General features: G+C 71.9%; 24 protein-coding genes. 10 read left to right on the top strand and 14 right to left on the bottom strand.

Annotated elements, in window-relative coordinates; all coding sequences use genetic code 11:
* Window positions 1-44: 44 nt before the first annotated feature.
* From ACIBBA_RS11485 to ACIBBA_RS11475, 3 genes are all read right to left on the bottom strand, one after another.
* Window positions 45-458, bottom strand: coding sequence for a roadblock/LC7 domain-containing protein (locus tag ACIBBA_RS11485; RefSeq protein WP_350872965.1), 414 nt, complete (start codon window positions 456-458; stop codon window positions 45-47).
* Between the two features lie 5 nt (window positions 459-463).
* Entirely contained in the window at window positions 464-2950 is a 2487-nt protein-coding gene (locus tag ACIBBA_RS11480) for a nitrate- and nitrite sensing domain-containing protein (RefSeq protein ID WP_396696168.1), read from the bottom strand.
* A 98-nt stretch (window positions 2951-3048) separates the two neighbouring features.
* Window positions 3049-4461: an FGGY family carbohydrate kinase gene (locus tag ACIBBA_RS11475; protein WP_396696166.1), complete on the bottom strand. Its 1413-nt coding sequence runs from the start codon at window positions 4459-4461 to the stop codon at window positions 3049-3051.
* A 252-nt stretch (window positions 4462-4713) separates the two neighbouring features.
* On the opposite strand from ACIBBA_RS11475, the gene ACIBBA_RS11470 reads away from it, so the two are divergent.
* Window positions 4714-6663 carry a chorismate-binding protein gene (locus ACIBBA_RS11470; protein WP_396696164.1) on the top strand — a complete coding sequence of 650 codons (1950 nt, stop codon included), beginning with the start codon at window positions 4714-4716 and terminating at the stop codon, window positions 6661-6663.
* A gap of 119 nt (window positions 6664-6782) precedes the next feature.
* Here the strand turns inward: ACIBBA_RS11470 and wrbA are convergent, their stop codons facing one another.
* Window positions 6783-7400, bottom strand: coding sequence for an NAD(P)H:quinone oxidoreductase (wrbA, locus tag ACIBBA_RS11465; protein ID WP_396696162.1), 618 nt, complete (start codon window positions 7398-7400; stop codon window positions 6783-6785).
* Between the two features lie 353 nt (window positions 7401-7753).
* Complete coding sequence (locus tag ACIBBA_RS11460; protein ID WP_350872928.1) at window positions 7754-8140, bottom strand: hypothetical protein; 387 nt, start codon at window positions 8138-8140, stop codon at window positions 7754-7756.
* A 128-nt stretch (window positions 8141-8268) separates the two neighbouring features.
* On the opposite strand from ACIBBA_RS11460, the gene ACIBBA_RS11455 reads away from it, so the two are divergent.
* Window positions 8269-9369: a winged helix DNA-binding domain-containing protein gene (locus ACIBBA_RS11455; RefSeq protein WP_396696160.1), complete on the top strand. Its 1101-nt coding sequence runs from the start codon at window positions 8269-8271 to the stop codon at window positions 9367-9369.
* A 213-nt stretch (window positions 9370-9582) separates the two neighbouring features.
* Here ACIBBA_RS11455 and ACIBBA_RS11450 read toward each other — a convergent pair whose 3' ends face one another.
* From ACIBBA_RS11450 to ACIBBA_RS11435, 4 genes are read right to left on the bottom strand one after another with little or no spacing between them, the layout of a single operon-like run.
* Entirely contained in the window at window positions 9583-10791 is a 1209-nt protein-coding gene (locus ACIBBA_RS11450; RefSeq protein WP_350872926.1) for a sn-glycerol-3-phosphate ABC transporter ATP-binding protein UgpC, read from the bottom strand.
* 9 nt (window positions 10792-10800) lie between these two features.
* On the bottom strand, window positions 10801-11637 hold the full coding sequence (locus ACIBBA_RS11445) for a carbohydrate ABC transporter permease (protein WP_357057218.1): 837 nt from the start codon (window positions 11635-11637) through the stop codon (window positions 10801-10803).
* Between the two features lies 1 nt (window position 11638).
* Window positions 11639-12634, bottom strand: coding sequence for a sugar ABC transporter permease (locus ACIBBA_RS11440; RefSeq protein WP_350872924.1), 996 nt, complete (start codon window positions 12632-12634; stop codon window positions 11639-11641).
* Complete coding sequence (locus tag ACIBBA_RS11435) at window positions 12631-13917, bottom strand: ABC transporter substrate-binding protein (RefSeq protein ID WP_350872923.1); 1287 nt, start codon at window positions 13915-13917, stop codon at window positions 12631-12633. The genes ACIBBA_RS11440 and ACIBBA_RS11435 overlap by 4 nt, the downstream gene beginning before the upstream one ends.
* A gap of 307 nt (window positions 13918-14224) precedes the next feature.
* On the opposite strand from ACIBBA_RS11435, the gene ACIBBA_RS11430 reads away from it, so the two are divergent.
* From ACIBBA_RS11430 to ACIBBA_RS11410, 5 genes are all read left to right on the top strand, one after another.
* Window positions 14225-14752: a hypothetical protein gene (locus ACIBBA_RS11430; protein ID WP_396696156.1), complete on the top strand. Its 528-nt coding sequence runs from the start codon at window positions 14225-14227 to the stop codon at window positions 14750-14752.
* A 35-nt stretch (window positions 14753-14787) separates the two neighbouring features.
* Complete coding sequence (locus tag ACIBBA_RS11425) at window positions 14788-15219, top strand: hypothetical protein (RefSeq protein ID WP_396696154.1); 432 nt, start codon at window positions 14788-14790, stop codon at window positions 15217-15219.
* A gap of 7 nt (window positions 15220-15226) precedes the next feature.
* Window positions 15227-15931 carry a VOC family protein gene (locus ACIBBA_RS11420; RefSeq protein ID WP_396696152.1) on the top strand — a complete coding sequence of 235 codons (705 nt, stop codon included), beginning with the start codon at window positions 15227-15229 and terminating at the stop codon, window positions 15929-15931.
* A 186-nt stretch (window positions 15932-16117) separates the two neighbouring features.
* Window positions 16118-16549: a hypothetical protein gene (locus ACIBBA_RS11415; protein ID WP_350872920.1), complete on the top strand. Its 432-nt coding sequence runs from the start codon at window positions 16118-16120 to the stop codon at window positions 16547-16549.
* Between the two features lie 47 nt (window positions 16550-16596).
* Window positions 16597-16872, top strand: a complete 276-nt coding sequence (locus ACIBBA_RS11410) for a hypothetical protein (protein WP_357057229.1) — start codon at window positions 16597-16599, stop codon at window positions 16870-16872.
* A 14-nt stretch (window positions 16873-16886) separates the two neighbouring features.
* On the opposite strand, the gene ACIBBA_RS11405 is transcribed toward ACIBBA_RS11410, so the two are convergent.
* Entirely contained in the window at window positions 16887-18728 is a 1842-nt protein-coding gene (locus tag ACIBBA_RS11405; protein ID WP_396696150.1) for a BTAD domain-containing putative transcriptional regulator, read from the bottom strand.
* 487 nt (window positions 18729-19215) lie between these two features.
* Here ACIBBA_RS11405 and ACIBBA_RS11400 point away from each other — a divergent pair, with 487 nt between their 5' ends.
* Together ACIBBA_RS11400 and ACIBBA_RS11395 are read left to right on the top strand one after the other, a co-directional pair.
* Window positions 19216-19542 (top strand): hypothetical protein, encoded by a 327-nt coding sequence (locus ACIBBA_RS11400; RefSeq protein WP_396696148.1) that lies wholly within the window; start codon window positions 19216-19218, stop codon window positions 19540-19542.
* Between the two features lie 78 nt (window positions 19543-19620).
* The gene (locus ACIBBA_RS11395; protein WP_396696146.1) at window positions 19621-19980 is read left to right on the top strand and encodes a hypothetical protein; all 360 of its coding nucleotides are present in this window, start codon (window positions 19621-19623) and stop codon (window positions 19978-19980) included.
* A gap of 23 nt (window positions 19981-20003) precedes the next feature.
* On the opposite strand, the gene ACIBBA_RS11390 is transcribed toward ACIBBA_RS11395, so the two are convergent.
* The 4 genes from ACIBBA_RS11390 to ACIBBA_RS11375 form a co-directional block, all read right to left on the bottom strand.
* On the bottom strand, window positions 20004-20519 hold the full coding sequence (locus ACIBBA_RS11390; RefSeq protein ID WP_396696144.1) for an SUKH-4 family immunity protein: 516 nt from the start codon (window positions 20517-20519) through the stop codon (window positions 20004-20006).
* On the bottom strand, window positions 20497-20979 hold the full coding sequence (locus tag ACIBBA_RS11385) for a hypothetical protein (RefSeq protein ID WP_396696142.1): 483 nt from the start codon (window positions 20977-20979) through the stop codon (window positions 20497-20499). The genes ACIBBA_RS11390 and ACIBBA_RS11385 overlap by 23 nt, the downstream gene beginning before the upstream one ends.
* A 72-nt stretch (window positions 20980-21051) precedes the next feature.
* On the bottom strand, window positions 21052-21594 hold the full coding sequence (locus ACIBBA_RS11380) for a hypothetical protein (RefSeq protein WP_396696140.1): 543 nt from the start codon (window positions 21592-21594) through the stop codon (window positions 21052-21054).
* 81 nt (window positions 21595-21675) lie between these two features.
* A complete protein-coding gene (locus ACIBBA_RS11375) occupies window positions 21676-22182 on the bottom strand; it encodes a hypothetical protein (RefSeq protein WP_396696138.1) in 507 nt (168 codons plus the stop codon).
* A gap of 493 nt (window positions 22183-22675) precedes the next feature.
* On the opposite strand from ACIBBA_RS11375, the gene ACIBBA_RS11370 reads away from it, so the two are divergent.
* Window positions 22676-22921: a hypothetical protein gene (locus ACIBBA_RS11370; RefSeq protein WP_396696136.1), complete on the top strand. Its 246-nt coding sequence runs from the start codon at window positions 22676-22678 to the stop codon at window positions 22919-22921.
* The last annotated feature ends 37 nt before the right edge of the window (window positions 22922-22958 follow it).

Raw genomic sequence — 22958 nt, 5'->3', positions numbered from 1 at the left:
GCGCTGCCCGGTCCCGGGTCCGACCGACCCGGGACCGGCTCCGGTCAGCGGGGCAGCGCCTGCTGCAACTCCGCGCGCAGCGCCGGGGTGAGCATCTCCCCCGCCTGCTTGGCCAGCCGGGCCATCTCGTAGCCGACCACGCCGATGTCGGCGTCGGCCGCGGCGAGCGTGGCCAGGATCGAACCGTCGCGCACCTGCATGACCAGGAAGTAGCCGCGGCCCATCTCGACCACCGTCTGCTTGACCACGTCCCCGTCGAACATCTGCGCGGCACCCGAGGTGATGCTCATCAGCCCGGAGGTCACCGCGGCGAGCTTGTCCGCGTTGTCCCGGGGAAGGTGATCGGAGATCGCCACCAGCAATCCGTCGGAGGAGACCACCACCGCGTGCGCCACGCCGGGCACCCGCTCGGCGAAGCCGCTGACCAGCCAGCTGAGGTCCCGCGCCTCCTGACTCAACGTCGTCACTGTCGTCGTCCTCCTTCACTGTGCGCGCCCAGCGGCGGCACGGGTAATTCGGTGGTGTCCTCGGCCTCGGCGCGCCGCACTCCGCCGTACAGGCGGGAGAGCATGCCGCCGACCGCCTCCGGATCCGGCTCGTGCCGGGACGGCGCCGGCTCCGGGCGGGCCGACCGGGTGACCGTGGCCAGCTGCGCCATCGGTACCCGGACCGGCAGACCGCGCGCGTTGGTGCCGCCGGTCACCGGGGTCGACGGCGGCGTGGCCGGTGCCGGCTGCGCTGCCGCGGCCGTGCCCTGCCGGGACCACCAGCCGCTGCCGCCCGCCGGTTCGGCGGCCGGGGCGAGCACGTTCTCGGCCCGCACCGGCACCGGTCGGACCTGGCGGGGCACCGCCGGTCGGCGACCCGCCACCGGCAGGTCGGCAGGGGTGGCGGTCTGCGCCGCGGTGGCCAGCATCCGCGCCGGCACCGGCTGGTCCAACGACATCGGTGGAGCCGGTGCCAGCAACTGCGCGGGCAGCCTGAGCACGGCCACCAGCCCGTCCTGCCCGCCGTCGAGCCGCACCCGTACGCCGAGCCGAGCCGCCAGGTGGCTGACCACGAAGTGGCCCATCCGCTCGACGGTCGCCACGTCGGCGGCCGGCGGGCTGGCGAGGACCGCGTTCGCCTCGGCCAGGGCCGTCGGGCTCATGCCCAGGCCCCGGTCGACGATCTCGATGATCGCGCCGGCCCCTTCGGCGCGGGCGGTGACCGAGACCGTGGTGTCCGGCCGGGAGAAGGCCGTGGCGTTCTCCAGCAGCTCCGCCAGGAGGTGCACCAGCTCCCCCACCGCGTGACCGACGATGTGCAGCTCGGCCACGGACTCGTGGCGGACCCGCTGGTACTGCTCGATCTCGGCGGCGGCCGCGAGCAGCATCGTGCCCAGGCCGACCGGCTGCTGCCACCGTCGGGTGGACTCGGTACCGGCCAGCACCAGCAGGCTCTCGTCGTTGCGACGCATGCGCGCGGCCAGGTGGTCGAGTTTGAACAGGTTCTCCAGCTGGTCCGGGTTGCTCTCCTCGCGCTCCAGGTCGTCCAGCAGCTCCAGCTGCCGCTCCACCAGCACCTGGCTGCGCCGGGCCAGGTTGACGAACATGGCGTTGACGTTGCGCCGCATCATCGCCTGCTCGACGGCGACGCTGACCGCGCTGCGGTGCACCGCGACGAACGCCTCGGCCAGCTCACCGATCTCGTCCAGCGAGCGGACCACCGCCGGCGCGACCTCGATGTCGGGCACCCCACCGGTGACGGTGCGCAGCTGGTCCAGGGCGTCCGGCAGCTCGACCTGGGCGATGCGCAGCGCCTGGCTGCGCAGCAGCCGCATCGAACGGGCCAGCGACCGGCCGATGAGGATGGAGATGAGCAGGGCGACCAGCAGCACCGCGACGATCCCGCCGACCACCAGCAGGGTGGCGCGCAGCTGCCCGGAGCTGGCCTCGTCGGCCTGCCGGACCGCGTCGTCCAGAACCCCCGCCTCGACCTGCTGGAGCAGCTCCTGCCGTTCCTCGCTCGCCGTCCACCACTGCGAGGCGGGCAGCACCGCCGGCGCGGCGTCACCGGTCGGCAGGCTCTGCTCCTCGAGCCGGGCGGCGGCGACGAACGCCGGGTTCACCGAGGTCTGGTCGTAGCGGCGGATCTGATCGCTGCTGGCGGCGACCCGGAACGCGCCGAGCGCGGTGAGCTGCTGAGCGCGCAGATCGGAGAGGACGACCTGGTCCTCCGGGCCGTACCGGCCGGCCCGACCGGCCGCGTAGAGCTCGGCGCGGATCCGGGAGGAAAGCTCCTTGACCCGGGCCAGCTGGACGTAGCGCAGCACCGCGTCGCTGAGCGCGGGACGGTCCGGCCCCGGCGTCGGCTCGGCCAGCAGGTTCAGCAGCGCGTCGATGGCCCGGTGGTAGTTGCTCAGGATCGTGTCGCTGCTCAGCACCGCCGGCGGCACCGTCGGCCGGATGTAGATGACCTGGTCGTACGCCTCGAGCACCTCCGAGTACGCGACCCGCCAGGACGCGTCCGCGTCGGCCAGCGGCTCGGCCGCCCGACGCAGATCCTGAATGGCCTGATCAGCGGCGTCCTGCAGCGGCTCCAGCGCGTCGATGGCGGCGTCGCGGTCAGCCACACCGCCCACCCGGCGCAGCTCGGCCAGCTCGCCCGCCGAGCGGTCGCGCTCCTGCTGGATCCGGTGCACCGCCACGGTGATCTGCCGACCGATGCCCACCTGCTCGGCGAAGTCGCCGAGCGCGGTGGTCCGCCCGACCAGGGCCTGCGTCTGCACACCGGCCAGGACCAGGAACGCCACCGAGGGGACGATCAGGACGGTGGCCAGCTTCGTCCGCATCCGCCAGTCGCGCAGTCGCAACGGCGAGCGGCGCCGGTGCGGTACGACCCGGACGTCGAAGCGACGCCGGCGATGGTTGGACACCGCGCCGCGCGCCGGGTCCGCACCTACGCCCACACCTGCCTCCTCCGCCCCTCGCGTCCGCCGCGCCTGGGGAGCGGAGTCCATCCAACCAGGCCGGGAGGCCGTGTCAACGGCTCGACCGAGGCAGGTGTTCAGGAAGGATACTGCGGGCGGGACGGTCCTGTCGTGGTCGGCAGGACCAGCTCATCCGTCCGGCCGATGTCGGCTAGGTCGACCGCCGCTGCCAACCGTCCGAGCGCCACCAAAGCCGCACCGGTCGCACCGATCTCCGGGTTGCGCTGGTGCGACACGGCCCGCGGCGCGAGCGCCGTGGCGAACGCCTGCCGCCACCACACCGACGCGGCCACCGCGCCGCCGCCCAGCACCACCGCGACCTGCCGGTCGATGGTGGACTCCATCACCCGCAGGTCCTCGGCGACCATCTCGCACAGGCCCTGCATGAGCCCGGCCAGGATGTCCACCGCTGTGGTGCCGAAGCTCAGCCGGCGCAGCTCACCGGAGCCGGCCGGGGCCAGCCCCGGCGGGCGGTCACCGCCCAGGCGGGGGTCGACCGGCAGCCCCCCGCCGGCCGGCACCAGCGCCAACGCCGCGTCCAACTCGGCGCCGGCGGGCAGCCGAAGCTCCCGCTTCGCCCACGCGAACAGGTTGCCGCCGGAGGAGTACGCGGCGCCGGTCACCACGTGGTCGTGGTCCACCCGGTAGCGCCAGAGCCGCTCGGGCAGCCGGGGCTGTTCCTGGCCGGCCGGCAGCCGCTGCATCAGCCGCACCGCCGCGGAGGTGCCGACGGTGACCGCCGCCCGGGTCGGGTCGACACACCCCGAGCCGACATTCGACGCCGCGCCGTCGCCCACCGGCGCCGACCAGCGGGCGTCGGCCAGCCCGGGCCAGCGCTTCGCGTGTTCCTTGCGCAGCCGCCCGTGCCAGTCCAGCGGGGCCAGCTCGGGCAGCTCGGCCAGGCCGGCGCCGGCCAACGCGAGCGCCTCGTCGTCCCAGTCGAGGGTGCACAGGTCGAGCAGGCCGGTCCCGGAGGCCTGCGAGATGGACATCGGCGCCGCCTCGAGCAGCTCACCCAGCACGTACTCGACCAGGCCGGCGAAGCGGGTCACCCGGCTGCCGGCGCGCTCGCGCAGCCAGGGCAGCCGAACCGACCAGTACGTGCGGTGCCACCAGGTGCCGGTGCGCTGGTGGTAGTCGTCGGGATTGGCCGGACCGGTGGCCGACGGCAGCGGTTGTGGCCGAGTGTCCAGCCAGGTGAGCACCGGGCCGAGCGGCTGCCCCCCGCCGTCCAGCGGGATCACCGAGTGCCACTGCCCGGAGATCGCCACCAGCGTCACGTCGCGCAGGTGCCCGGCGTCGGCCAGCTCGTCCAGGCACTCGAGCAGGCAGGCGTAGTAGGCGGGGGCGTTCAGGGTGCCGGTGCCGTCGTCACCGATGGCCAGGCTGACCTTGCGCCGCGCCAGGGCACCCGGCAACGGCTGGGTGTCCTCGTCCAGCACCAGCCCGCGTACCGAGGAGGTGCCCAGGTCGAGCGCGAGAGTGTTCATCGAAGGTCAAGTTACCCGCTGCGCGCCGCGCCCAAGCCGCGTCCGCCCCGGGGTACGCCGGATCGGCTTCCCCGCGGCCGGTCCGCCGCGTAGGGTGGTCGCATGCTCGCGCATCTGACCTGCTGGTGGCCCGCCGACCCGGCGGCCACCCTCCGCGCGTAGCTTTCCCACGCGGCCGCCCGTCGAGGCGGTCGCCGGATCTCCCGGCCCCGGGGCCGCCCCGCCGGCGGCGCCCGGCCTCAGGAGACTCCGATGAACCATTTTTCCGACCTGCTCGCCGCCGTGTCCGGCGGCACCGACCCGGGCCCGTTCGCGCTGGTCCGTCGCGCCGAAGCCGATGAGGTGGAGCTGTTCACCGGCCCGGTCCGCACGGTCGACCGGCTGGCCGAGATCCCGCTCCCCGACGGCGCACCCGGGCCCCGGACGCTGGCCCTGGTGCCCTACCGGCAGATCACCGAACGCGGCTTCGCCTGCGTCGACGACGGTGCGCCGCTGGAGTGCCTGCTGGTGACCGGGCACGAGCGCATCGGCCTGACCGAGGCGCTGGCCGCGCTGCCGGACGCCCCCGTGCGTACCGCCGACGCCGCGTTCGACGTCAGTGATGACGAGTACGCCGCCACGGTGGGCCGGGTGCTGGCCGAGGAGATCGGCCGGGGCGAGGGCGCCAACTTCGTCATCCACCGGACGTTGACCGCGACCGTGCAGGGCTCGCCGCTGGCGGCGGCGCTCGCCGCGCTGCGTCGACTGCTGCTGCGCGAGCGCGGCGCGTACTGGACCTTCGTGGTGTACACCGGCGACCGGGTGCTGGTCGGGGCGAGCCCGGAACGGCACGTCAGCGTCGACGACGGCCTGGTGATGATGAACCCGATCAGTGGGACCTTCCGGCACGCCGGCGCGACGCCGGACCGCGCCGCGCTGCTGCGTTTTCTCGCCGACCCGAAGGAGGTCGAGGAGCTGTACATGGTGCTCGACGAGGAGCTGAAGATGATGGCCACGGTCGCCGAGCACGGCGGCCAGGTGGTGGGCCCGTACCTCAAGGAGATGTCCCACCTGGCGCACACCGAGTACCTGCTCGCCGGGCGGGGCTCGCGGGACGTGCGGGAGGTGCTGCGCGAGACGATGTTCGCGCCCACCGTCACCGGCAGCCCGATGGAGAACGCCTGCCGGGTGATCGCCCGGCACGAGCGCACCGGGCGGCGCTACTACGCCGGGGTGCTGGCCCTGCTCGGCCACGACGACGCCGGGCGGCAGACCCTGGACGCGCCGATCCTGATCCGCACCGCGGAGATCTCTCCCACCGGCGCGCTGCGGGTGCCGGTGGGGGCCACCCTGGTCCGGCACTCGACCGCGGCGGGCGAGGTGGCGGAGACGCACGCCAAGGCCGCCGGGGTGCTGGCCGCGCTCGGGCTCGGCCCGCAGGCGCCCGGCGCCGGCCGGGGGCCGACGGTCCGCCTAGCCGACGATCCGGCGGTACGTGCCGCGCTCGCCGCCCGCAACGCGCCGCTGTCCCGCTTCTGGCTGGACCAACGGGCGCCGGGCGCCGCCGCGCTGCCCGGGCTGGCCGGCCGCACGGCGCTGATCGTCGACGGTGAGGACACCTTCACCGGCATGCTGGCCCACCAGCTGCGGGCGCTCGGCCTCGCCGTGACGCTACGGCCGTGGTCGGCGCCCGGCCAGACGGACGACCACGACCTGGTGGTGGTCGGCCCGGGGCCGGGCGACCCGGGCAGCGGGACCGAGCCGAAGATGCTGGCGCTGCGCGGGCTGCTCGCCGGGCTGCTCACGGCGGGACGTCCGGTCCTCGCGGTCTGCCTCGGGCACCAGCTGCTCGCCGGGTTGCTCGGCCTGCCCCTGCACCGGCGCGCGGTGCCGTATCAGGGCTTGCAGCGGGAGGTGCGGCTCTTCGGCACGCCGCGCCGGGTGGGCTTCTACGCCACCTTCACGGCCCGCGCCGACAGCGACCGGCTGGAGAGCGGGTACGGCCCGGTCGAGCTGGCCCGGGACAGCACGGACGGCGCGGTGCACGCGCTGCGCGGCGAGGGCTTCGCCGGGGTGCAGTTCCACCCGGAGTCGGTGCTCAGCCCGGACGGGTTGGCGGTGCTGGCCGAACTGCTGGAGCGGTTGCTTCCGGCGGCCGGCGGGTCCACGCCGGTACCCACGGGGGTCACCGGCACCGGTCGGTCCGCGCCCGGGCCGGCATAGTCCGGGCCGAACGCGGGTACGGCTGGGTCGACCGGTGGCCGGACGGGTCGAGAGCCCCCGTCCGGTCACCGGGTCGACGTGCCGCCGGGTCGCCGGTTGCGCCGCCGGTCAGCGGCTGCTCAGCCGGCGAGGCCCATCTTCAGCGCCGCGCCGATCTGCACCGCCCGCCGGGCGGTGAGCGCGGTGGCGGTCAGCGCGATGTCGTCCGGCGCGATCTCGCCGTTGTTGCTGGTGTGCGACGCGCCGTACGGGTTGCCCGCGATGAACTGGCTGGTGTCGGTGTAGCCGGGGGTGACCACGATCCCGCCCCAGTGGTAGAAGACCGAGAAGAGCGAGGTCAGGGTCGTCTCCTGGCCGCCGTGCGAGGTCGCCGTCGAGGTGAAGGCGGAGTAGACCTTGTTGACCAGCGCGCCCTGCGCCCAGAGCGGCCCGGTCGTGTCGATGAACTGCTTGAGCTGGGCGGCGACCATGCCGTACCGGGTCGGCGAGCCGAAGATCACCACGTCGGCCCAGGCCACGTCGTCGATCTGCGCCTCGGGCACGTCCTGGGTCTCCAGATGGTGCGACTGCCAGCCGGAGTTGGAACGGATCGCCTCGGCGGGCGCCAGCTCGCGCACCTTTCGCAGCCGGACGTCCGCGCCCGCGTCGCCGGCGGCCTCGCAGGCGGCCTGCGCCATCTGGTAGGTGATGCCGGTGGCGCTGTAGTAGATCACCGCCACCTTGGTCTGGGCAGCCATCAGATGTGTCCCCTTCCGACTCGGTCAGCTCCCGCGACTACCCGTCACCTGCCCCGACAAACGCCGCGCGACGTCGCTCTCCGTCACAAAGAAATTGCTTGCTGTTACTCAAGATTTCCGCAAGTTCCGATGGCTGCCGGTCCCGGGCGCGCGGCGCTCGGGGATCCTGATCGCACCGGCGCCGGTGGGAGCCTGCCGCGGCCCCGCGTCGGTGAACCTGAACGGGGGATCGCGCTCCGCCGGCGATCAGGCCGGCGGAGCGCGATCAGGGGCTGCGGGGCGGCGACGGACAGACCCCCGCCACCCGCGCACCCGTCCGGGACGTCCGGTCCCGTCACTCACGTCCCCACGGATCACGTGACCCGGCCGCGCAGGTCGTCGACCTGCTGCTGCAACCGGTCCACGGCCCCCTCGTTGTTGAGGAACGTGGCCACCCCCGCGATGAACACCAGACCGAGGATCAGCGCCAGAACGCTGAGCACGAGACCCCCGATGGTCACCCCCCGCCCGGTCACGCCCGGCCGGGCGGCCATCCGGAGCCCGAAGATGCCGACGATGATCCCGATGATGCCGAGGATGATCCCCGCCCACGCCAGGATGGCCGTCAGCGTGCACACCAGGGCGGCCACCCCGAAGACCAGGGAAAAGGTGGCAGCTGCACTGGTCTTGGCCGGGGTGCCCCGATCGGCCCGGGAACGGGCCGGCGCGCCGCCCCGCATCGGTTCGCTGGACGCAGTCATGGCTCTCCCTTCCACACGCGCGACGCGCGCATTCCGCCGCGGCATCCCCACTCCCCCGGCCGATATGCCTCCCGGGCGGTGTCAGTGGGCGGGCCTAGGCTGACGGCACCACCGGGGAAAGGCGGCCAATGCCCGTGCAGCTCACGGCGAGCGAGGCGCTCGCCCTGCGGATGACCAGCCTGCTGTTGCGCCCCCATCCCACCGCCGGGCCGGGCACGGTGGCCGAGGTGGTCGAGTGGTTCGGCGCCATGCAGGCCCAGGATCTGGCCAGCGGGCTCTGGTCACTGGGCGCCCGACTGCCCACCCTCACCCAGGTCGACGTGCAGGCCGCGCTGGAACGGCGCGAGGCGCTGCGCACCTGGCCGATGCGGGGCACCGTGCACCTCGTCCCGCCCCGCGACGCGCGCTGGATGCTGGAGCTCACCGGCGTACGGTCGCTGACCCCCGCCGCCACCCGCCGCGCGCAACTCGGCCTCAGCGACGTCGACGCGGAGCGGGCGGTGGAGCTGCTCGGCAGCGCGCTGGCCGGCGGGGGCCGGCTCACCCGGGCCCAGTGCCTGACCACCCTGGAAGCCGCCGGCATCGGCACCAGCGGGCAGCGGGGCTACCACCTCCTCTGGTACGCGAGCGTGCGCGGGGTGACCTGTCTGGCGCCGACCGTCGGCACCGAGCAGACCTTCGCGCTGCTCGACGAGTGGGCGCCGGAGCCGCACCGGCCCGAGCGCGATGCCGCGCTCGCCACCCTCGCCCACCGCTATGTGCGCTCGCACGGCCCGGTCACCGCCCGTGAGTTCGCCGGCTGGACGGGGCTGACCCTCACCGACGCGCGGCGGGGCCTGGCCGCAGCCGGCGACGCCCTCGCCGCCGTGCGGGTCGACGAGGTCGAGATGCTGGTCGACACGGCTCTGCTGGACGCGCCCCGGGCGCCGGTCGACGACCTGCTGGCGCTGCCCGGGTTCGACGAATACCTGCTCGGCTACAAGGACCGAGGGCTCATGCTCGATCCGGCGCACCGGGACGCGATCGTGCCGGGCGGCAACGGCGTCTTCCAGGCCACGGTGGTGCGCGACGGCCGGGTGGTGGGCACCTGGAAGCGCAGCGTCGGGCGTGATCGGGTCACCGTCGCGGTGCGCCCGCTGGCGCCGGTCGACCGCCCCCGGGTGGAGCGCGCCCTCGGCCGCTACGCCGAGTTCCTCGGCCTTGAGCTGCGGGTCGACTGGCCGGCCTGACCCCGCCCGGCTCGATCCCATGATCCACGCTGGTTCGCGGGTCTCGCGGTAACCCCACCGGGGCATCGCCACATCGGCGAACCGGAGTCGATCACGCTCGGCCACCTCCACCCCGGGCGGAGCCGCCGGCCCGCCTCCACGTGACAGCACGATGGGAGCAGGGCGCGGGGCCGGTGGGGCTTCCTGCCCCGCCGGCCCCGCGCGCGGAGGGTCTCAGTCGGCGAGCGCGCCGGCGGCCCGACCCTCGTGCAGCGTGAGGTTGCGGCCGTTGGCCGGGTCGAAGAGGTGGATCTTCTCCAGGTTGAACCAGACCCGACGGTGCTGCCCCTCGGCCACCGGGGACTCCGCCGACAGCCGGGTCACCAGGTTGGCGCCCGCCCCGGTCAGGTCGGCCGCGCCCGCGTCGGCGGCCAGCTCCTCCAGCTCGGCGGCGCTGGCCCGCTCCCCCTCCACGGTGAAGTAGACGTACTTGTCCGAGCCCATCGACTCGACAATCTCCGCCGGCGCCTCGAACTCCATGCCCCGCCGCCGGGTCTCGTCGTCGACCAGCTCGGCGTCCTCGAAGTGCTCCGGGCGGATGCCGAGGATCAGCTCCCGGGGCGCGTCGGCCGCCTCCAGCTCGCGGCGGAGCCGGTCGCCGACGGGCACGTCACCCAGCGCGGTCCGCAGCCGACCGTCCTCGACCGCGGCGTGCAGGAAGTTCATCGACGGCGAACCGATGAACCCGGCCACGAAGAGGTTGCGCGGGTGGTCGTAGAGCTCCTGCGGCGGGCCGACCTGCTGCACCGCGCCGCCGCGCATGATGACCACCCGGTCGCCGAGGGTCATCGCCTCGGTCTGGTCGTGGGTGACGTAGACGGTGGTGGTGCCGAGCTGCTTCTGCAACCGGGACACCACCGTTCGCATCTGCACCCGCAGCTTGGCGTCCAGGTTGGACAGCGGTTCGTCCATCAGGAAGGCCTTCGGCTGCCGCACGATCGCCCGGCCCATCGCCACCCGCTGCCGCTGCCCGCCGGAGAGGTTTGCCGGCTTGCGGTCCAGCAGCGCGGTCAGCTCCAGCACCTTGGCCGCCTCGTCGACCTTGGCGTTGATGGTCTCCCGGTCCAGCTTCTGCAGGCGCAGGGGGAACGCCATGTTCTCCCGGACGGTCATGTTCGGATACAGGGCGTACGACTGGAAGACCATGGCGATGTCCCGGTCCCGGGGCGCCTTGTCGTTCACCCGGTCGCCACCGATGCGCAGCTCGCCGGAGCTGATGTCCTCCAACCCGGCGATCATGTTGAGGGTGGTGGACTTGCCGCAGCCGGACGGGCCGACCAAAATCACGAACTCGCCGTCGGCGATCTCCAGGTCGACGTCCTGCACCGCGACGGTCCCGTCCGGGAACCGCTTGCTCACCTTGTCCAGCACGATGTCAGCCATTGTTGTCACCTATCCCTTGACTGCGCCGGAGGTCAGGCCGGAGACGATGCGGCGCTGGAAGAAGAGCACGAACAGGATGATCGGAATGGTGATCACCACGGCGGCGGCGCAGATCGCCCCGGTGGGGTCCTCGAACTGCGACTCGCCGGTGAAGAACGACAGCGCGACCGGCACCGTGCGGGACCGCTCGGTGGAGGTCAGCGAGATGGCGAAGAGGAAGTCGTTCCAGCAGAAGATGAAGACCAGGATCGCCGTGGTGAACAGGCCGGGCGCGGCCAGCGGCGCGATCACCCGCCGGAACGCCTGCCCCTGGGTGGCGCCGTCCATCTTCGCCGCCTTTTCCAGGTCCCACGGGATCTGCTTGAAGAACGCCGACAGCGTGTAGATCGCCAGCGGCAGGGCGAAGGTGATGTACGGCAGGATCAGCCCCGGCCAGGTGTCGAAGAGCCCCAGCTGCCGCTCGATCTCGAACAGCGGCGACACCAGCGACACCTGCGGGAACATCGCGATCAACAGGGAGACGCCGACCAGCAGCTTCTTGCCGGGGAAGTCCAGCCGGGAGATCGCGTACGCGGCCATCGCGCCGAGCACCACCGCGATCAGGGTGGCGATCAGGGCGATGCCGATCGAGTTGACCAGGGCCCGGACGAACTGGTCGGTGTCGAAGATCGTCCGGTAGTTCTCCAGCGTCCACTCGCGCGGGATGAACTTCCCGTCGGTGAGAGTGGCCGGGGTCTTGAACGACAGCGAGGCGATCCAGAGCACCGGGATCAGCGCGAAGACGACCACGATGACGTCCAGCAGGCCCCACCGCAGTCTCGCCCGGGTGGTGGTTTCGGTAGCCATCTCAACGCCTCTCGTCGTCCGAGCTGCCGGGGGCAGCGGTGCCGAAGAGCTTCACGAAGACGAACGCGATGATCGCCACGGTGATGAAGATCAGCACCGACATGGTCGACCCGATGCCGAGGTTCAGGCCCCGGATCAGGTTGTTGTAGGCGAGCATCGAGACCGACGAGGTCTCGTTCGCGCCGGCGGTCAGCACGAAGATGTTGTCGAAGACCCGGAACGCGTCGAGCATGCGGAACAGCAGCGCGACCAGGATCGCCGGCTTCATCACCGGCAGCATCACCTTGGTGAACCGCTGCCAGGACGTCGCCCCGTCGGTGGAGGCCGCCTTGAGCAGGTCCTCCGGCACCAGCGCCAGCCCGGCCATCAGCAGCAGCGCCATGAACGGGGTGGTCTTCCAGATCTCGGCCAGCATGATGATCGCCAGCGAGCTGGCCCGTTCGGTGAGCGGGGCGCCGTCGCTGAACACGTTGGCCAGGTAGCCGGTGCCGGGCGTCCAGGCGTACCGCCAGGAGAACGCGGCGACCACCGTGACGATCCCGTACGGGATCAACGCCGCGGTCCGCACGATGCCGCGCCCGACCAGGGTCCGGTGCATGATCAGGGCCAGCCCCATGCCGAGCACCAGCTCGACCGCGACGGTGACCACGGTGATCAGCGCGGTCACCCCGAAAGCTGTCCACCAGAACTCGTTGCTCAGCACGGTGGCGTAGTTCTCCAACCCGATGAACTCGCGCTCATCGGGGAAGCGCAGGTCGAAGCGCTGCAGCGACAGCCAGACCGAGTAGATGATCGGGTACGCGGTCACTGCCAGCATGACCAGCGCGGCCGGTGCGCAGAGCAGCCACCCGAGCCGGCGCTCGGCCTTCTTGTTCTCACTCAGCGGCGGCCGTCCGCGCCGGCTGCGCTGCGCGGGCACGGCGGCGTGCCGGCCGGTGCCGGTCGCGGTCTCGGCGGCGGTCGCCTCGGCGCCGGTGGGTGTGGCGGGCAGGCTCACGGCAGCACCCCCTTCGACTGGAGCGCGTCGGCGATGGCGCCGCGCAGCTCGTCAGCGGTCTGCTGTGGGCGGATCCCCGACGGCGGCGACAGGATCGCCGACATGACCGTGGAGATGCTCTGGTACGCCGGGGTGAGCGGACGCACCGCCGGCTCCTTCAGCTCCTCGAGGATGGTCTCCTTCATCGGGTACGCCTCCTCCATCTCCGGATCGGCGTAGATCGACTCGATCGTCGGCGGCACGCCGTCGTTGATCGCCGAGAACTTCTGGTTCTGCTCGTTACGGATGCACTTCGCCGCCTCGAAGGACAGCTCCGGGTGCTTCGAGTAGGCGCTGACCGCCATGTTCACCCCGCCGATGGTGACCTTGCTCGGGGTGTTCTCGTCGATGCCGGGAATCCGGGCCCAGCCGACCTGCTTGGCCAGGTCCGGGTTGGCCTCCTGCATCGCCGGATAGACGAACGGCCAGTTCACCTGGAAGGCGCCGCTACCGGACTGGAACTCCAACCGGACCGGGTCCTCGGTGGCGTTGGTGAACGACGGCGACGTCACGCCGGAGGAGGCGAACTTCTGCAGCTGGTCGAGCGCCTTCACCGTGCCCTCGTCCATCAGGGCCTTCTTGCCGTCGTCGCTGAGGATCTTGCCGCCGGCGCTCTCCGCCAGGGTGTTGTAGAGGACGACCAGGCCCTCGTACTGGGCGCCCATGGTGAGCACCTGGTAGGGCTTGCCCTGCCGCTTCAGCTCCTGCGCCGCGGCGATCATCTGGTCCCAGGTCTTCGGCGGGTCCGGTGCCAGGTCCTTTCGGTACCAGAGCAGCTGCACGTTGGTGTTCTTCGGCGCCGCGTAGAGCTTGTCCTGGTAGCGGGCGGTCTCCAGCGGGCCGGCCAGGGTGCCCTGCTCCACCTCGGCCTTGTCCGCCCCGGTCCACTCCCGGATCCAGTCGGCGCTGGCGAACTCCTGCGTCCAGGTCACGTCCAGACCGAGCACGTCCATGCCACTGTCCTCGGCTGCCAGCCGGCGGACCATCTGCACCCGCTGGTCGTCGGCCTGCCGCGGTAGCACCCGGTAGACGATCTCGTAGCGACCGCCGGCCTGCGCGTTGCAGTTGTCCACCACCTTCTGCAGGTTCTGCTCCGGTGGGTAGTACAGGTTGATCGTGGGCGTGCCGCCGTCCCCACCGGAACCGCAGCCCGCCAAGGGCGCCGCCAGCGCCACCGCGGCGGCGGCCGCGACCGCGCGCACCCGCGGTCGACGTCGACGTCCGGCCTCGTCAGGGTCGCTCATCACCCCTCCCCTCTGATCGGCCAACAGCCGGGGAAGGTCACCGTGCCCCGGCGCACGGCGAGACGGTCGGGCTCTGACCGGCGAGTGACGGACCCCGGACGTTTCGTGGTCCCAACACTGCCCGACCTGCGAAGTCGCGAAACCTGCCGGCGACGGCACCGGATGACGCGGCGGCGGTGTGCCCTGGATCACCTGTCCGCTCGCACGGGCGATTCGCCGGCGCTCCCGCGCACCGGGGAGACCGGAACGGGCCAGATCCCCCTTCGCGGGGAGTCGCTTGGCATTCGGCACGCGAGAGGCTGCGGCCATGACAGAGCCGAGGTGGATGCGGTGGACACCCCCGCTCGCGGTTGTCTGGTGCACGGCGTACGCGATCGTGCACGCGAGTTGGGCGATCGGCGGCGCGCCTGACTTCGGCGACCTCGGTGAGTCGTTCCTGCCAGAGGGCTGGACGCCGGTCGTGCCGGCCGCGTCGGCCGCGATCGTGGCGGCGCTGGCCGGCACGAGGGCGGCTCGGTCCCAGCCGGCGAGCTGGGTGTCGGCGGTGTTGGCCTGGTCGTGCGGGATCGCGCTGCTGCTCTACGCCATCATGTTTCCGCTGAGCCTCCTGATGGCGCTCGGCGCCCTCTTCGGCCAGCCGGTCAGCCGGGCCGATCTGGTCGTCCTGCTCGCCCAGGGCGCCGGCGCGGTGGCCGGGGTGCTGGCGTCCGCGGTCGCCGTCCTGGCACAGCGCCGCACCCGGGCCGCCTGCCCGCGTTGCGGTCGTGTCCACGGCCGTTCCCCCGAAAAGCGCGATGTCCCTCGCCGCGCTGGGCCTACCTTGCCGGCTACCTGACCATCGCCTCCTGCCTGGCCCGCCTCGGTGCGGCCGTGCCGCAGGGAGCCCTGTGGCGGACCTCGCCCGGCGCATCCGCCCCGTTCCTGCTGACCTTCGTCGCGCTGATGGTCCTGGCGGGCACGCTGCTGCCGCTCGCGCTGGTGCACCGTTGGGGCCGGATCTGGCCCTCGTGGGTGGGGCCGCTGGCCGCACGGCCGGTGCCGCGCTGGCTGGTGCTCGTTCCGGCGCTGTTCCTCGGGGCGGGTTTGACCAGCTACTTCGGCATCGGCGGCGGGACCGCGGTGGCGACCGGGATGATCGCGCCGGACTGGTTCCTGGTGGTGGCGCTGGCCACCTACACGCTGTGGGGGGTGGGGCTGCTCGTCTCGGCCAGTTCCTACCTGGCCCTGACCAGACCGGAGTGCCCCGCTGGCCGCGCCTCGGCCGCACCGGCTCCAGCGGAACGTCGCACTCGAGCGGCATGATGTTCCGGTGATCGCTCGTTTCAAGGACCTCTGCATCGACGCGGCCGACCCTGACCGGCTCGGGGCCTTCTGGGCCCGGGTGCTCGACGGGAGCGTCGTCGACACCGGTGACGGGGACACCCGGGTCGACGCCGGCCCGGACGGCGTGGGCCCCGAGTCGATCTGGGTCAACCGGGTGCCCGAGCCGCGCACCGTCAAGACCCGCGTCCACCTGGAGCTGCGCCTCGCCGGCGACGATCCCGCGCCGCTGCTCGCCGCCGGCGCCCGGGTGGTACGCGAGCCCGACGACGAGATCGAGTGGTGGGTGCTGGCCGACCCGGACGGCAACGAGTTCTGCGCCTTCGCCGCCCGACCGGACACCTCGCCCGGGCCGATGGAGCTGGTGGTGGACACCGTCGAGCCGCAGCGGCTGGCCGAGTGGTGGGCCGGCGTGCTCGGCGGTGCGGTCGAGATGACCGGCTGGGACGCGGCCTCGCTGGTCGGCGCGGCCGGCTTCCCGTGGGACGAGTGGGTCTTCAACCCGGTGCCGGAGCGCAAGACGGTCAAGAACCGGATGCACTGGGACGTCGACCTGATCGACCCCGAGCCGACCGGGCTGATCCGGGCCGGCGCGACCCTGCTGCGTGAGCCGGACGACGCGATCAGCTGGTGGGTGCTGGCCGACCCCGAGGGCAACGAGTTCTGCGCGTTCGCGCCGCGTCCCACCCAGTGAGCGGCGGAGCTACCCAGCGCCGGCCGGTTGCATTAGCGTTTTCATAGCTCCGCTGCCAGCGCGTACGCCGTCGACGTCGATACGCCTCCGGCCGACCCCCACCCGCCCGTTCGGTTGGTTCTCGCGGGAACTCCCTCCCCCGGTCCACCGGTTGGGCAGGATCGTCCGCAACGAGGAGGTGCCGTCGTGCAGGACACCCGCGCTCTCGCCCTGACATTCGAGGTGAGCGGCCTGCCACCGGTCAAGACCGAGGCGCTGTCCATCTTCGCCGCCGGGCACCGGCAGGCGACGAGGGTCCGCGCCCTGCTCGACGCGGCCTGTGCGGCGGCCCAGCGTACCGGCTGGACCCCGCTCTCCGGGCCGATCGAGGTGGATCTGGTTCTCCGCTGTCCGCCCGGGCACCGCACCTCCGACGCGAGCACCCTGCTCGGTGGGGTGTGCGCGGTGCTCCAGGACAAGAAGCGGGTCGCCACCATCGGCCTGGCCCACCTCGGCGTCCTGGTGGACGTCGCCCTCTACGACGACGACCGGCAGATCCGCCGGCTGTCGTACACCGAGGAACCGGCCGAGGAGTTCTCGTACCAGGTGCGGGTGGCCGCCGTACCGAACGTGGTTTGACCGACGACCGCGGCGGGGTACCGCGGACGCCGACGAAGGGAGCGCCGATGTCGGAGCCACATGTCACGCTCGATCCACGCGGGCTCGATCCCGTGCAGCAGAAGCTGCGTGGCCCGCTGGAGGATCAGCTGACCTCGGCGCTCCAGGCGGCGACCGAACGGGTCCGCGCCGGCTACGCGGGCGAGCCCGTCGAGCAGGTCTGCCAGCGGCTGCTCGACGAGACCCGCTCCGGGCTGCACCCCGACATCGCGGCCGGCTTCAACCCGGACATGGACGAGTTCTGCCGGGTCGCGGTGGCGATCGTCCGCGCCGACCACGGCTGATCGCCAACCGGCGCTCAGGCGGCGACCGGGTCGACCCGCCAGCCGGTCAGCGGGTGCGCGGCGAGCAGCGCCGGCGGGCCGGCCAGCTCCGCCGCGTAGTCGCGCACCAACGCCGGCAGACGGTAGCCGCCCGGATCGGTCCGCTGGGCCAGGTGCGCGTCGACCAACTCCTCCAGCGCGTGCCTCGCCCGCTGCGCGGAGACGCCGAGCCGAGCCGCCGTCCGCTCGGGCAGCGCGGGCGCGTCCGGTGACTCGCCGAGCAGCTTGAGCAGACGACCGATCAGCTCGTCGCCGGAGCGCAGCGCGGCGATCCCGAGGGCCAGGCTCGCCCGCACCGACTGGTCCTCGTAGACCAGCAGGTCCAGCCGATCACGGCGGTCGCGCAACTGGTCGACCAGCGCCGCCACCGACAGGTCCGGCCGACTGGCCAGCCGCGAGCCGGTGATCCGCAGCGCCAGCACCGAGCCGGCGCAGAGCCGTACCAGCTCGGCCGTGGCGGCCGGTTCCGCCTTCAGCCGGTCGGCGCCGCTGAACGCGGCGACCAACGCCCGCGCCCCCACCGCGCCGACCGGGCCGAGGGCCACCCGCCGCACACCGTCGAGGCTGCGCAGCTGCCGCTGGCCGACGACGATCAGCGCCGGGCCGGGCCCGGCCGGGATCAGCGGCCGCACCTGCTCGGCCCCGGTGACCCCGTCGACCACCAGCAGAAGACGGTGCCCGGCAATCCGGGACCGGACCCAGCCGGCCCGTTCGTCGACGCTGACCGGCACCTCGGCGGCCGGAACCCCCAGCGCGCGCAGCACCCGGGCCAGCACCTCGTCGGGCGTCACCGTCGGCCGGTAGCCGAGGTCGACGAAGACCTGTCCCTCGGGGAAGTCGGCGGCCACCGCGTGTGCCGCGCGCACCGCCAGCGCACTCTTGCCGCTGCCCGCCGGCCCGCTGACCACCACGGCGGCCGGCGTCCCGCCGGTCACGGCCGCGACCACGTCCGCCACCTCGGGCGTACGACCGACGAAGGTGACCAGGTCGGCCGGCAGCTCGCGGGGGACCCTGACCGCCGCCGGGGTGACCGGGACGGCGGCGGCGACGATCGGGGTGGCCGGCGGGACGTGGGCCAGGTCGGGTGACCGGTCGAGCACGGCCCGGTGCAACCGGGCCAGGTCCTCACCCGGGTCGATGCCGAGCTGCTCGTGCAGGATGGCGTGCGCGTCCCGGTAGGCGGCCAGCGCGGCGGGCACCTCACCGCACCGGTAGAGCGCCAGCATCAGCTGCCCCCAGGCCCGCTCGCGCAGCGGATGGGCCGCGAGGTGCCGCCGGACCTCCGACAACAGTGGTCGGTGCTCGCCGACGGCCAGGCGCGCCTCGGTCAGCTCCTCGAAGACCTGGAGCCGCTGCTCGTCGAGGCTCGCCCAGCGGTTGTCCAATGCGGTCCCGCGGGGCAGGCCGTCGCCGGCCTGGCCGCCGCGCCAGCAGTCCAGGGCCGCGCGCAGCGGGTCCGCGGCGGCGTCCGGCTCGCCGCCGGCCAGCAGGCCACGCCCCTCCCCCGCCAGCCGCTGGAACTCGGTGATGTCCAGCTCGTCCGGTCCCAGGCTCAGCTCGTACGCGTTGGGACGGGCGATCAGCCGGTCGCCGAGCACGCGGCGCAGGGCCGCGGCGTGCGACCGGAGGTTGGCCACCGCGGAAGCCGGCGGTTCCTCCGTCCACACCATCCCGGTCAGCCGGGCCAGCGAGACGGGATGGTTGGCCTCCAGGGCGAGCCCGGCGAGCACCGCGCGTCGTTTCGCCGGGCCGGGTGTGGCGATCCGGCCGTCGACACTCAGCTCCACTGTGCCCAGTAGCCGGATCTGAAGTTGCATGTCGTAGCTCCCCCGTTGCACCTTGAGCGCGCTCAGGCTAAACGGACATCGGAGCAGGTAACAAGCGATTCAACCGCTCGGCTATTGTGATGAGAGTCAATGTCCCGAGACGGCGTGTCAGCGTAACGGGATCCCGTCGGAAAACGCTCCCACAGGTGCTCGCCCTCGACCTGCGACATCGATGGTCATCGCGGCATCGATGGCCTGCGACACCGGCCCTACCCCGTCCCGAGCGGCGGGAAACCCGCCATGACGACCGGACCAATGTCCGGTGCCGGATCGTCCCATCAGCACACACCGCCGACGGCCCCACCGCCAACTCCCCGTACGGCTCGGTGATCACCGCCGATCCGGCCGGTGACCTGGCCGTTCGGGTGGCCGGCGCTCCCCCTGGCGGCGCGCCCCCACGTCCGGCGGCGGGGCCGCTCCCCGGCGCGGAGCCCTTCGCTTCCTTGTGGCCCGACGTGCCGGGATCTAGCCTGCACCGATGCAAGACGAGCCACACGGCACGATGCACGGCTGGATCTGGCGCCGGAACGTGCTGCCGTTCGTCGAGACGATCGCCTACCTTGTCCGGCACGAACTCGACCCGAGCCGCGTCACCGCCGGAGTCGACGGCTCCGACGCCGACGACGACCGCTGGTTCACCCTCGAACTGGACGGCCAGACGCGCGTCGAGCTGCACTTCGCGGCCGCGGAGGACAGCGTGCTGGTGGATGTGGAGTTGGACGGCAACGACGAGCGGTTCGAGGTCAGGGCCGCTCTGTTGCTCGACGTCTGCAGCCGCTACCAGCTAACTCCGCAAGCCACCTGAGCCACCTCTCCTCGCTGTTCCCACCCGGTCCGATCTCCGCCAGTCGATCCCCGGCGACCCGGTCGTACCCTCGGCGGCATGCGCTACGAGATGGAGACGTACCTGCCGTACGCGGCATCCCGCGTCATCACGCTCGAGGAGCTGCCCGGCCTGTACGTCCCGGACCACGAGCCGGTGTTCGGCTACGGCGACGGCGGCGAAGACGTGCTGATCGTCTCGCTGCACGACGAGTACAGCACCGTTTCGCTGCTTCACGACCGCACCTGGTACTGGCTGACGGAGTCACCGGCCGCGGAACTGGTGGAAATCCTGCTGTGCGGGCAGGAGGCGTGGGTCCCGGCCGGCGCGCTGGTGCGGCCGGAGACCGGGCTCGCCGCGCTGCGGCTCGCCCACGACGTGCCGGGACTCCTGACCGAGTTCAGGTGGCGGGAGCAGTAGCTGCTCCCGCACGACCGGCCCGGTCAGGGGCTCCACCAGTCGACGTCCTCGATCGCGAAGTCACCGACGGACACGTCGTGGACGAAGGTCTTCCAGAACGAGCCCACCAGCCCATAGGTCGCCGGGTCGACCGCGGCGAACAGCGCCTCCAGTCGCCCCGCGACCGACACGAAGGCCGAAGGCCCCTCGGCCGACGAGTAGTAGGGGTACGCCCGCTCCGACACCAGCAGGCACTGGGCGAACATCTCGACGGTGGTGTTGACCGAGTGGGCGTCGTCGAACCCTTCCGCGCCGAACAGAACCTGCCCACGCTCGACGTCGAGGAAGAACTGCTCGCCCTTGTCATAGCTGCCCAGCAACACGCAGACCTGACCGCTCAGGATCTGCGTACGGCCCGTCGGCTCGGCCGCCTCGAACAGCAGCGACCGCCGGGGCAGCCCCTGCTGGAGGAGGAACGCCCGGGTGCGCAAGTGGCGGATGACGGCGGCCTGGTGGGACGACCATCTCGTGACGCTCTCAGCGTCCCAGCGCTTCGTCAACGATCCTCTTCTGGTATGCGATGGTTTCGAGGCATCTGGCGTTCTCCCGCTCCGCCTCGACGGTCCAGATCGGCAGCCTCTCCCGGTCGAGAAGGCCCTCATAGCAGGAGGAGAGAACGCCGTAGAGAACCTCGCCGGTCAGGCCCTCGGGCGCGTCGACACAGGCCAGGATCGCCGACATCAGGTGCGCCGTACCGGGCTCATCCGAACTGTCGTAGACGTCTTCGTACGCATCGAGCATGTCCTCGGGGAGGATCATCTCGTCACGGCCGGCCCGGACCGATTCATGGCCGATCCTCAGCCCCTCCGCCAGGTAGCTCCGGACCTCCGCGTCCTCGATCTCGCCCGCAGCCTGAAGCGTCCAGTCCAGCACCGACACGGCCACAGCAAGCCTCCGCGCAGGCGGGATGGTCGGAAGCTCATCCCGCAAGGGCTTCATCTCGTAATCCCACAGCAGCACGCTGTCCTCCAAACGTGGTTGATCCCGGTTAGGACATCCCGCCGGCCGAACCATCGGTCGCACGGGCCGACGTCACCGCCGATAGTGTTCGTACAGCAGGCGCAGCCGCTCACGCCCGCGGCGTCGGGCGGACTCCCGAAGCTCGTCTGCACTTCCCCCGTCGAGCAGACGCTCGACGTCCTCCGCCTGACAACGCTCCTCCAAGTCGAGCACGAGGTGATGCCCGGTCCGGGCCCCGATCCTGAAGGCACCGTTCCGCGCCGCCGCGGAGCACTCCGCCAGACCGTCAAGCGATCGCCTTGCAAGCATCCCCAACGCCGAGTGGAGGACAACCGCTGCGTAGAGAGCATGAGCAGCAGACCCCTCAAGCTCGTCCCCGAAGCGCATCTCGCGCATCCGCTCGAGGCCGGATCGGGTCGACGAGTACCGCGCGACGTCGCTCGAAAGCGGGCGCCACAACAATTCCAACGCCTCGTGGTAGCGGTCCAGGTCATCGCGCCGATCATCCTCGGACACCGCCCAGAAGAGCACCCCGCAGGCCCGCTCCGCACATCCGGCGGCGAACAGGGCCGCCTGTTGGAGGGAAGCAACGCCCGCGAACTGATCGGCGTTCATGAACAAGCACACCTCGCGATCCGACGTGCCGGCTATCGGCCAGGGCTCCGACCCACCACAGCATCCCGTGTCGGCGTCCACCTAATCCTGCGCCGCAGTGCGGACGAGTTGCCTCTGATACTCGATCGCACGCATGCAGTTGGGGTTCGCACGCTCGACGTCGAGGACGACAGGTTCCGCGGTTCCCAGCGGGAGTTCCGGCAAGTCCTCGCAGTCACGGATGACGTCGTAGCAGGCCGACATGATCGTCCGCGTGAAGCCCACCGTGACGTCCTCCGCCGGCACTCCGACAGAGTCGATCAGCGCGACAAAAAGCTGCCAGAGGTCTTGAAGGTCGACCTCGTCGGCCAGTTCTGACAACTCGTCCTCAAGTTCCTCGAACGCCTCCGACTCGACATCCGGTGGCGACCCCGCCGCAGCCGCGCGAACGTAGTCAAGCGCTGCTTCGACGGCGCCACGGCCCTCCCCTTCCAGCAGCTCACGCGCCCCGGACGGCAGAACCTCAACCGTCCACTCCAGCAGCCGCACGATCAGGTTGAGTTGCGAACCGGAGTCCAGCCGTCCGAGGAGAGGGATCTTGTCGGCCATCTCCCGGTCCCACAGAGTCGCCACCGTTGAGCCCCGCCCACACCTTGATCCAATACCGGGGAGGTGCCCAACCACCTGCCACGGTGTTCGTACAGTCCCGAGCGGCGCCCGACGACGACGGGCGGACGCATACCGTACGAAGGCCAGGTGTTGACCACTTTCTGGCTCCAGCGCGGCACCTTGACCTTGATCAACGTCCGCTCCGAGTGCAGGCTGTAACCTCACTGCTCGGAACTCTGGGCGCTCCGAAACCAGGCCGTCCTGCGCGGATCGGGGAAGGTGTGGAGCCCCGTACGGAAGAACGGACTTGTTCCTTGGCGGAAGTCGTTCAGGTGTTGATCGGCACGACACGGGCGGGTCAGGATTCCTTCGAATCGCTGCTCGTCACCCCCCTCGGTTCGGACTTGTATGTGCTGGAACGTTCACCGCTGATGGCGGATGGTGTAGCTCGCGGCGATACCATTCGCATTGAAAATGGCGGCGGACCTACCAGGTGGTTCGCGACGGCGACCACTACGCGCTGCAGATCTACTACCGCCGAGACCTGGAACTCGAGGATCTCAGGGACATGGAATCGCGGCTCACCGAGGTTGGAGGCGAGATCGACGCACACGCCGCACGCGTGATCGCCGTGACCATCCCCGCGGCTCCGACCTCGGCGTTGGCCACCCTCCTTGAGGGTCATCCGCGACGCGGGGACTTCGAATGGCGGATCTCGAAGTCTCCACCCACCGGTTAGCTGTCCCGATGTCCGGGGTGGCCCGCAGCCGATGGTC

Origin of the sequence: Micromonospora sp. NPDC051006 (assembly GCF_044456245.1) — a bacterium.
Taxonomy (GTDB): Bacteria; Actinomycetota; Actinomycetes; order Mycobacteriales; family Micromonosporaceae; genus Micromonospora.
This window is presented reverse-complemented; position numbering and strand designations above follow the sequence as displayed.

Coding starts and splice junctions, on each gene's coding strand:
- wrbA (WP_396696162.1), bottom strand. CDS start 7,400: ATGGCTGCCCAGACCAAGGTGGCGGTGATCTACTACAGCGCCACCGGC.
- ACIBBA_RS11470 (WP_396696164.1), top strand. CDS start 4,714: ATGAACCATTTTTCCGACCTGCTCGCCGCCGTGTCCGGCGGCACCGAC.
- ACIBBA_RS11455 (WP_396696160.1), top strand. CDS start 8,269: ATGCCCGTGCAGCTCACGGCGAGCGAGGCGCTCGCCCTGCGGATGACC.
- ACIBBA_RS11445 (WP_357057218.1), bottom strand. CDS start 11,637: ATGGCTACCGAAACCACCACCCGGGCGAGACTGCGGTGGGGCCTGCTG.
- ACIBBA_RS11430 (WP_396696156.1), top strand. CDS start 14,225: ATGACAGAGCCGAGGTGGATGCGGTGGACACCCCCGCTCGCGGTTGTC.
- ACIBBA_RS11450 (WP_350872926.1), bottom strand. CDS start 10,791: ATGGCTGACATCGTGCTGGACAAGGTGAGCAAGCGGTTCCCGGACGGG.
- ACIBBA_RS11410 (WP_357057229.1), top strand. CDS start 16,597: ATGTCGGAGCCACATGTCACGCTCGATCCACGCGGGCTCGATCCCGTG.
- ACIBBA_RS11475 (WP_396696166.1), bottom strand. CDS start 4,461: ATGAACACTCTCGCGCTCGACCTGGGCACCTCCTCGGTACGCGGGCTG.
- ACIBBA_RS11395 (WP_396696146.1), top strand. CDS start 19,621: ATGCGCTACGAGATGGAGACGTACCTGCCGTACGCGGCATCCCGCGTC.
- ACIBBA_RS11405 (WP_396696150.1), bottom strand. CDS start 18,728: ATGCAACTTCAGATCCGGCTACTGGGCACAGTGGAGCTGAGTGTCGAC.
- ACIBBA_RS11380 (WP_396696140.1), bottom strand. CDS start 21,594: ATGAACGCCGATCAGTTCGCGGGCGTTGCTTCCCTCCAACAGGCGGCC.
- ACIBBA_RS11375 (WP_396696138.1), bottom strand. CDS start 22,182: ATGGCCGACAAGATCCCTCTCCTCGGACGGCTGGACTCCGGTTCGCAA.
- ACIBBA_RS11435 (WP_350872923.1), bottom strand. CDS start 13,917: ATGAGCGACCCTGACGAGGCCGGACGTCGACGTCGACCGCGGGTGCGC.
- ACIBBA_RS11400 (WP_396696148.1), top strand. CDS start 19,216: ATGCAAGACGAGCCACACGGCACGATGCACGGCTGGATCTGGCGCCGG.
- ACIBBA_RS11460 (WP_350872928.1), bottom strand. CDS start 8,140: ATGACTGCGTCCAGCGAACCGATGCGGGGCGGCGCGCCGGCCCGTTCC.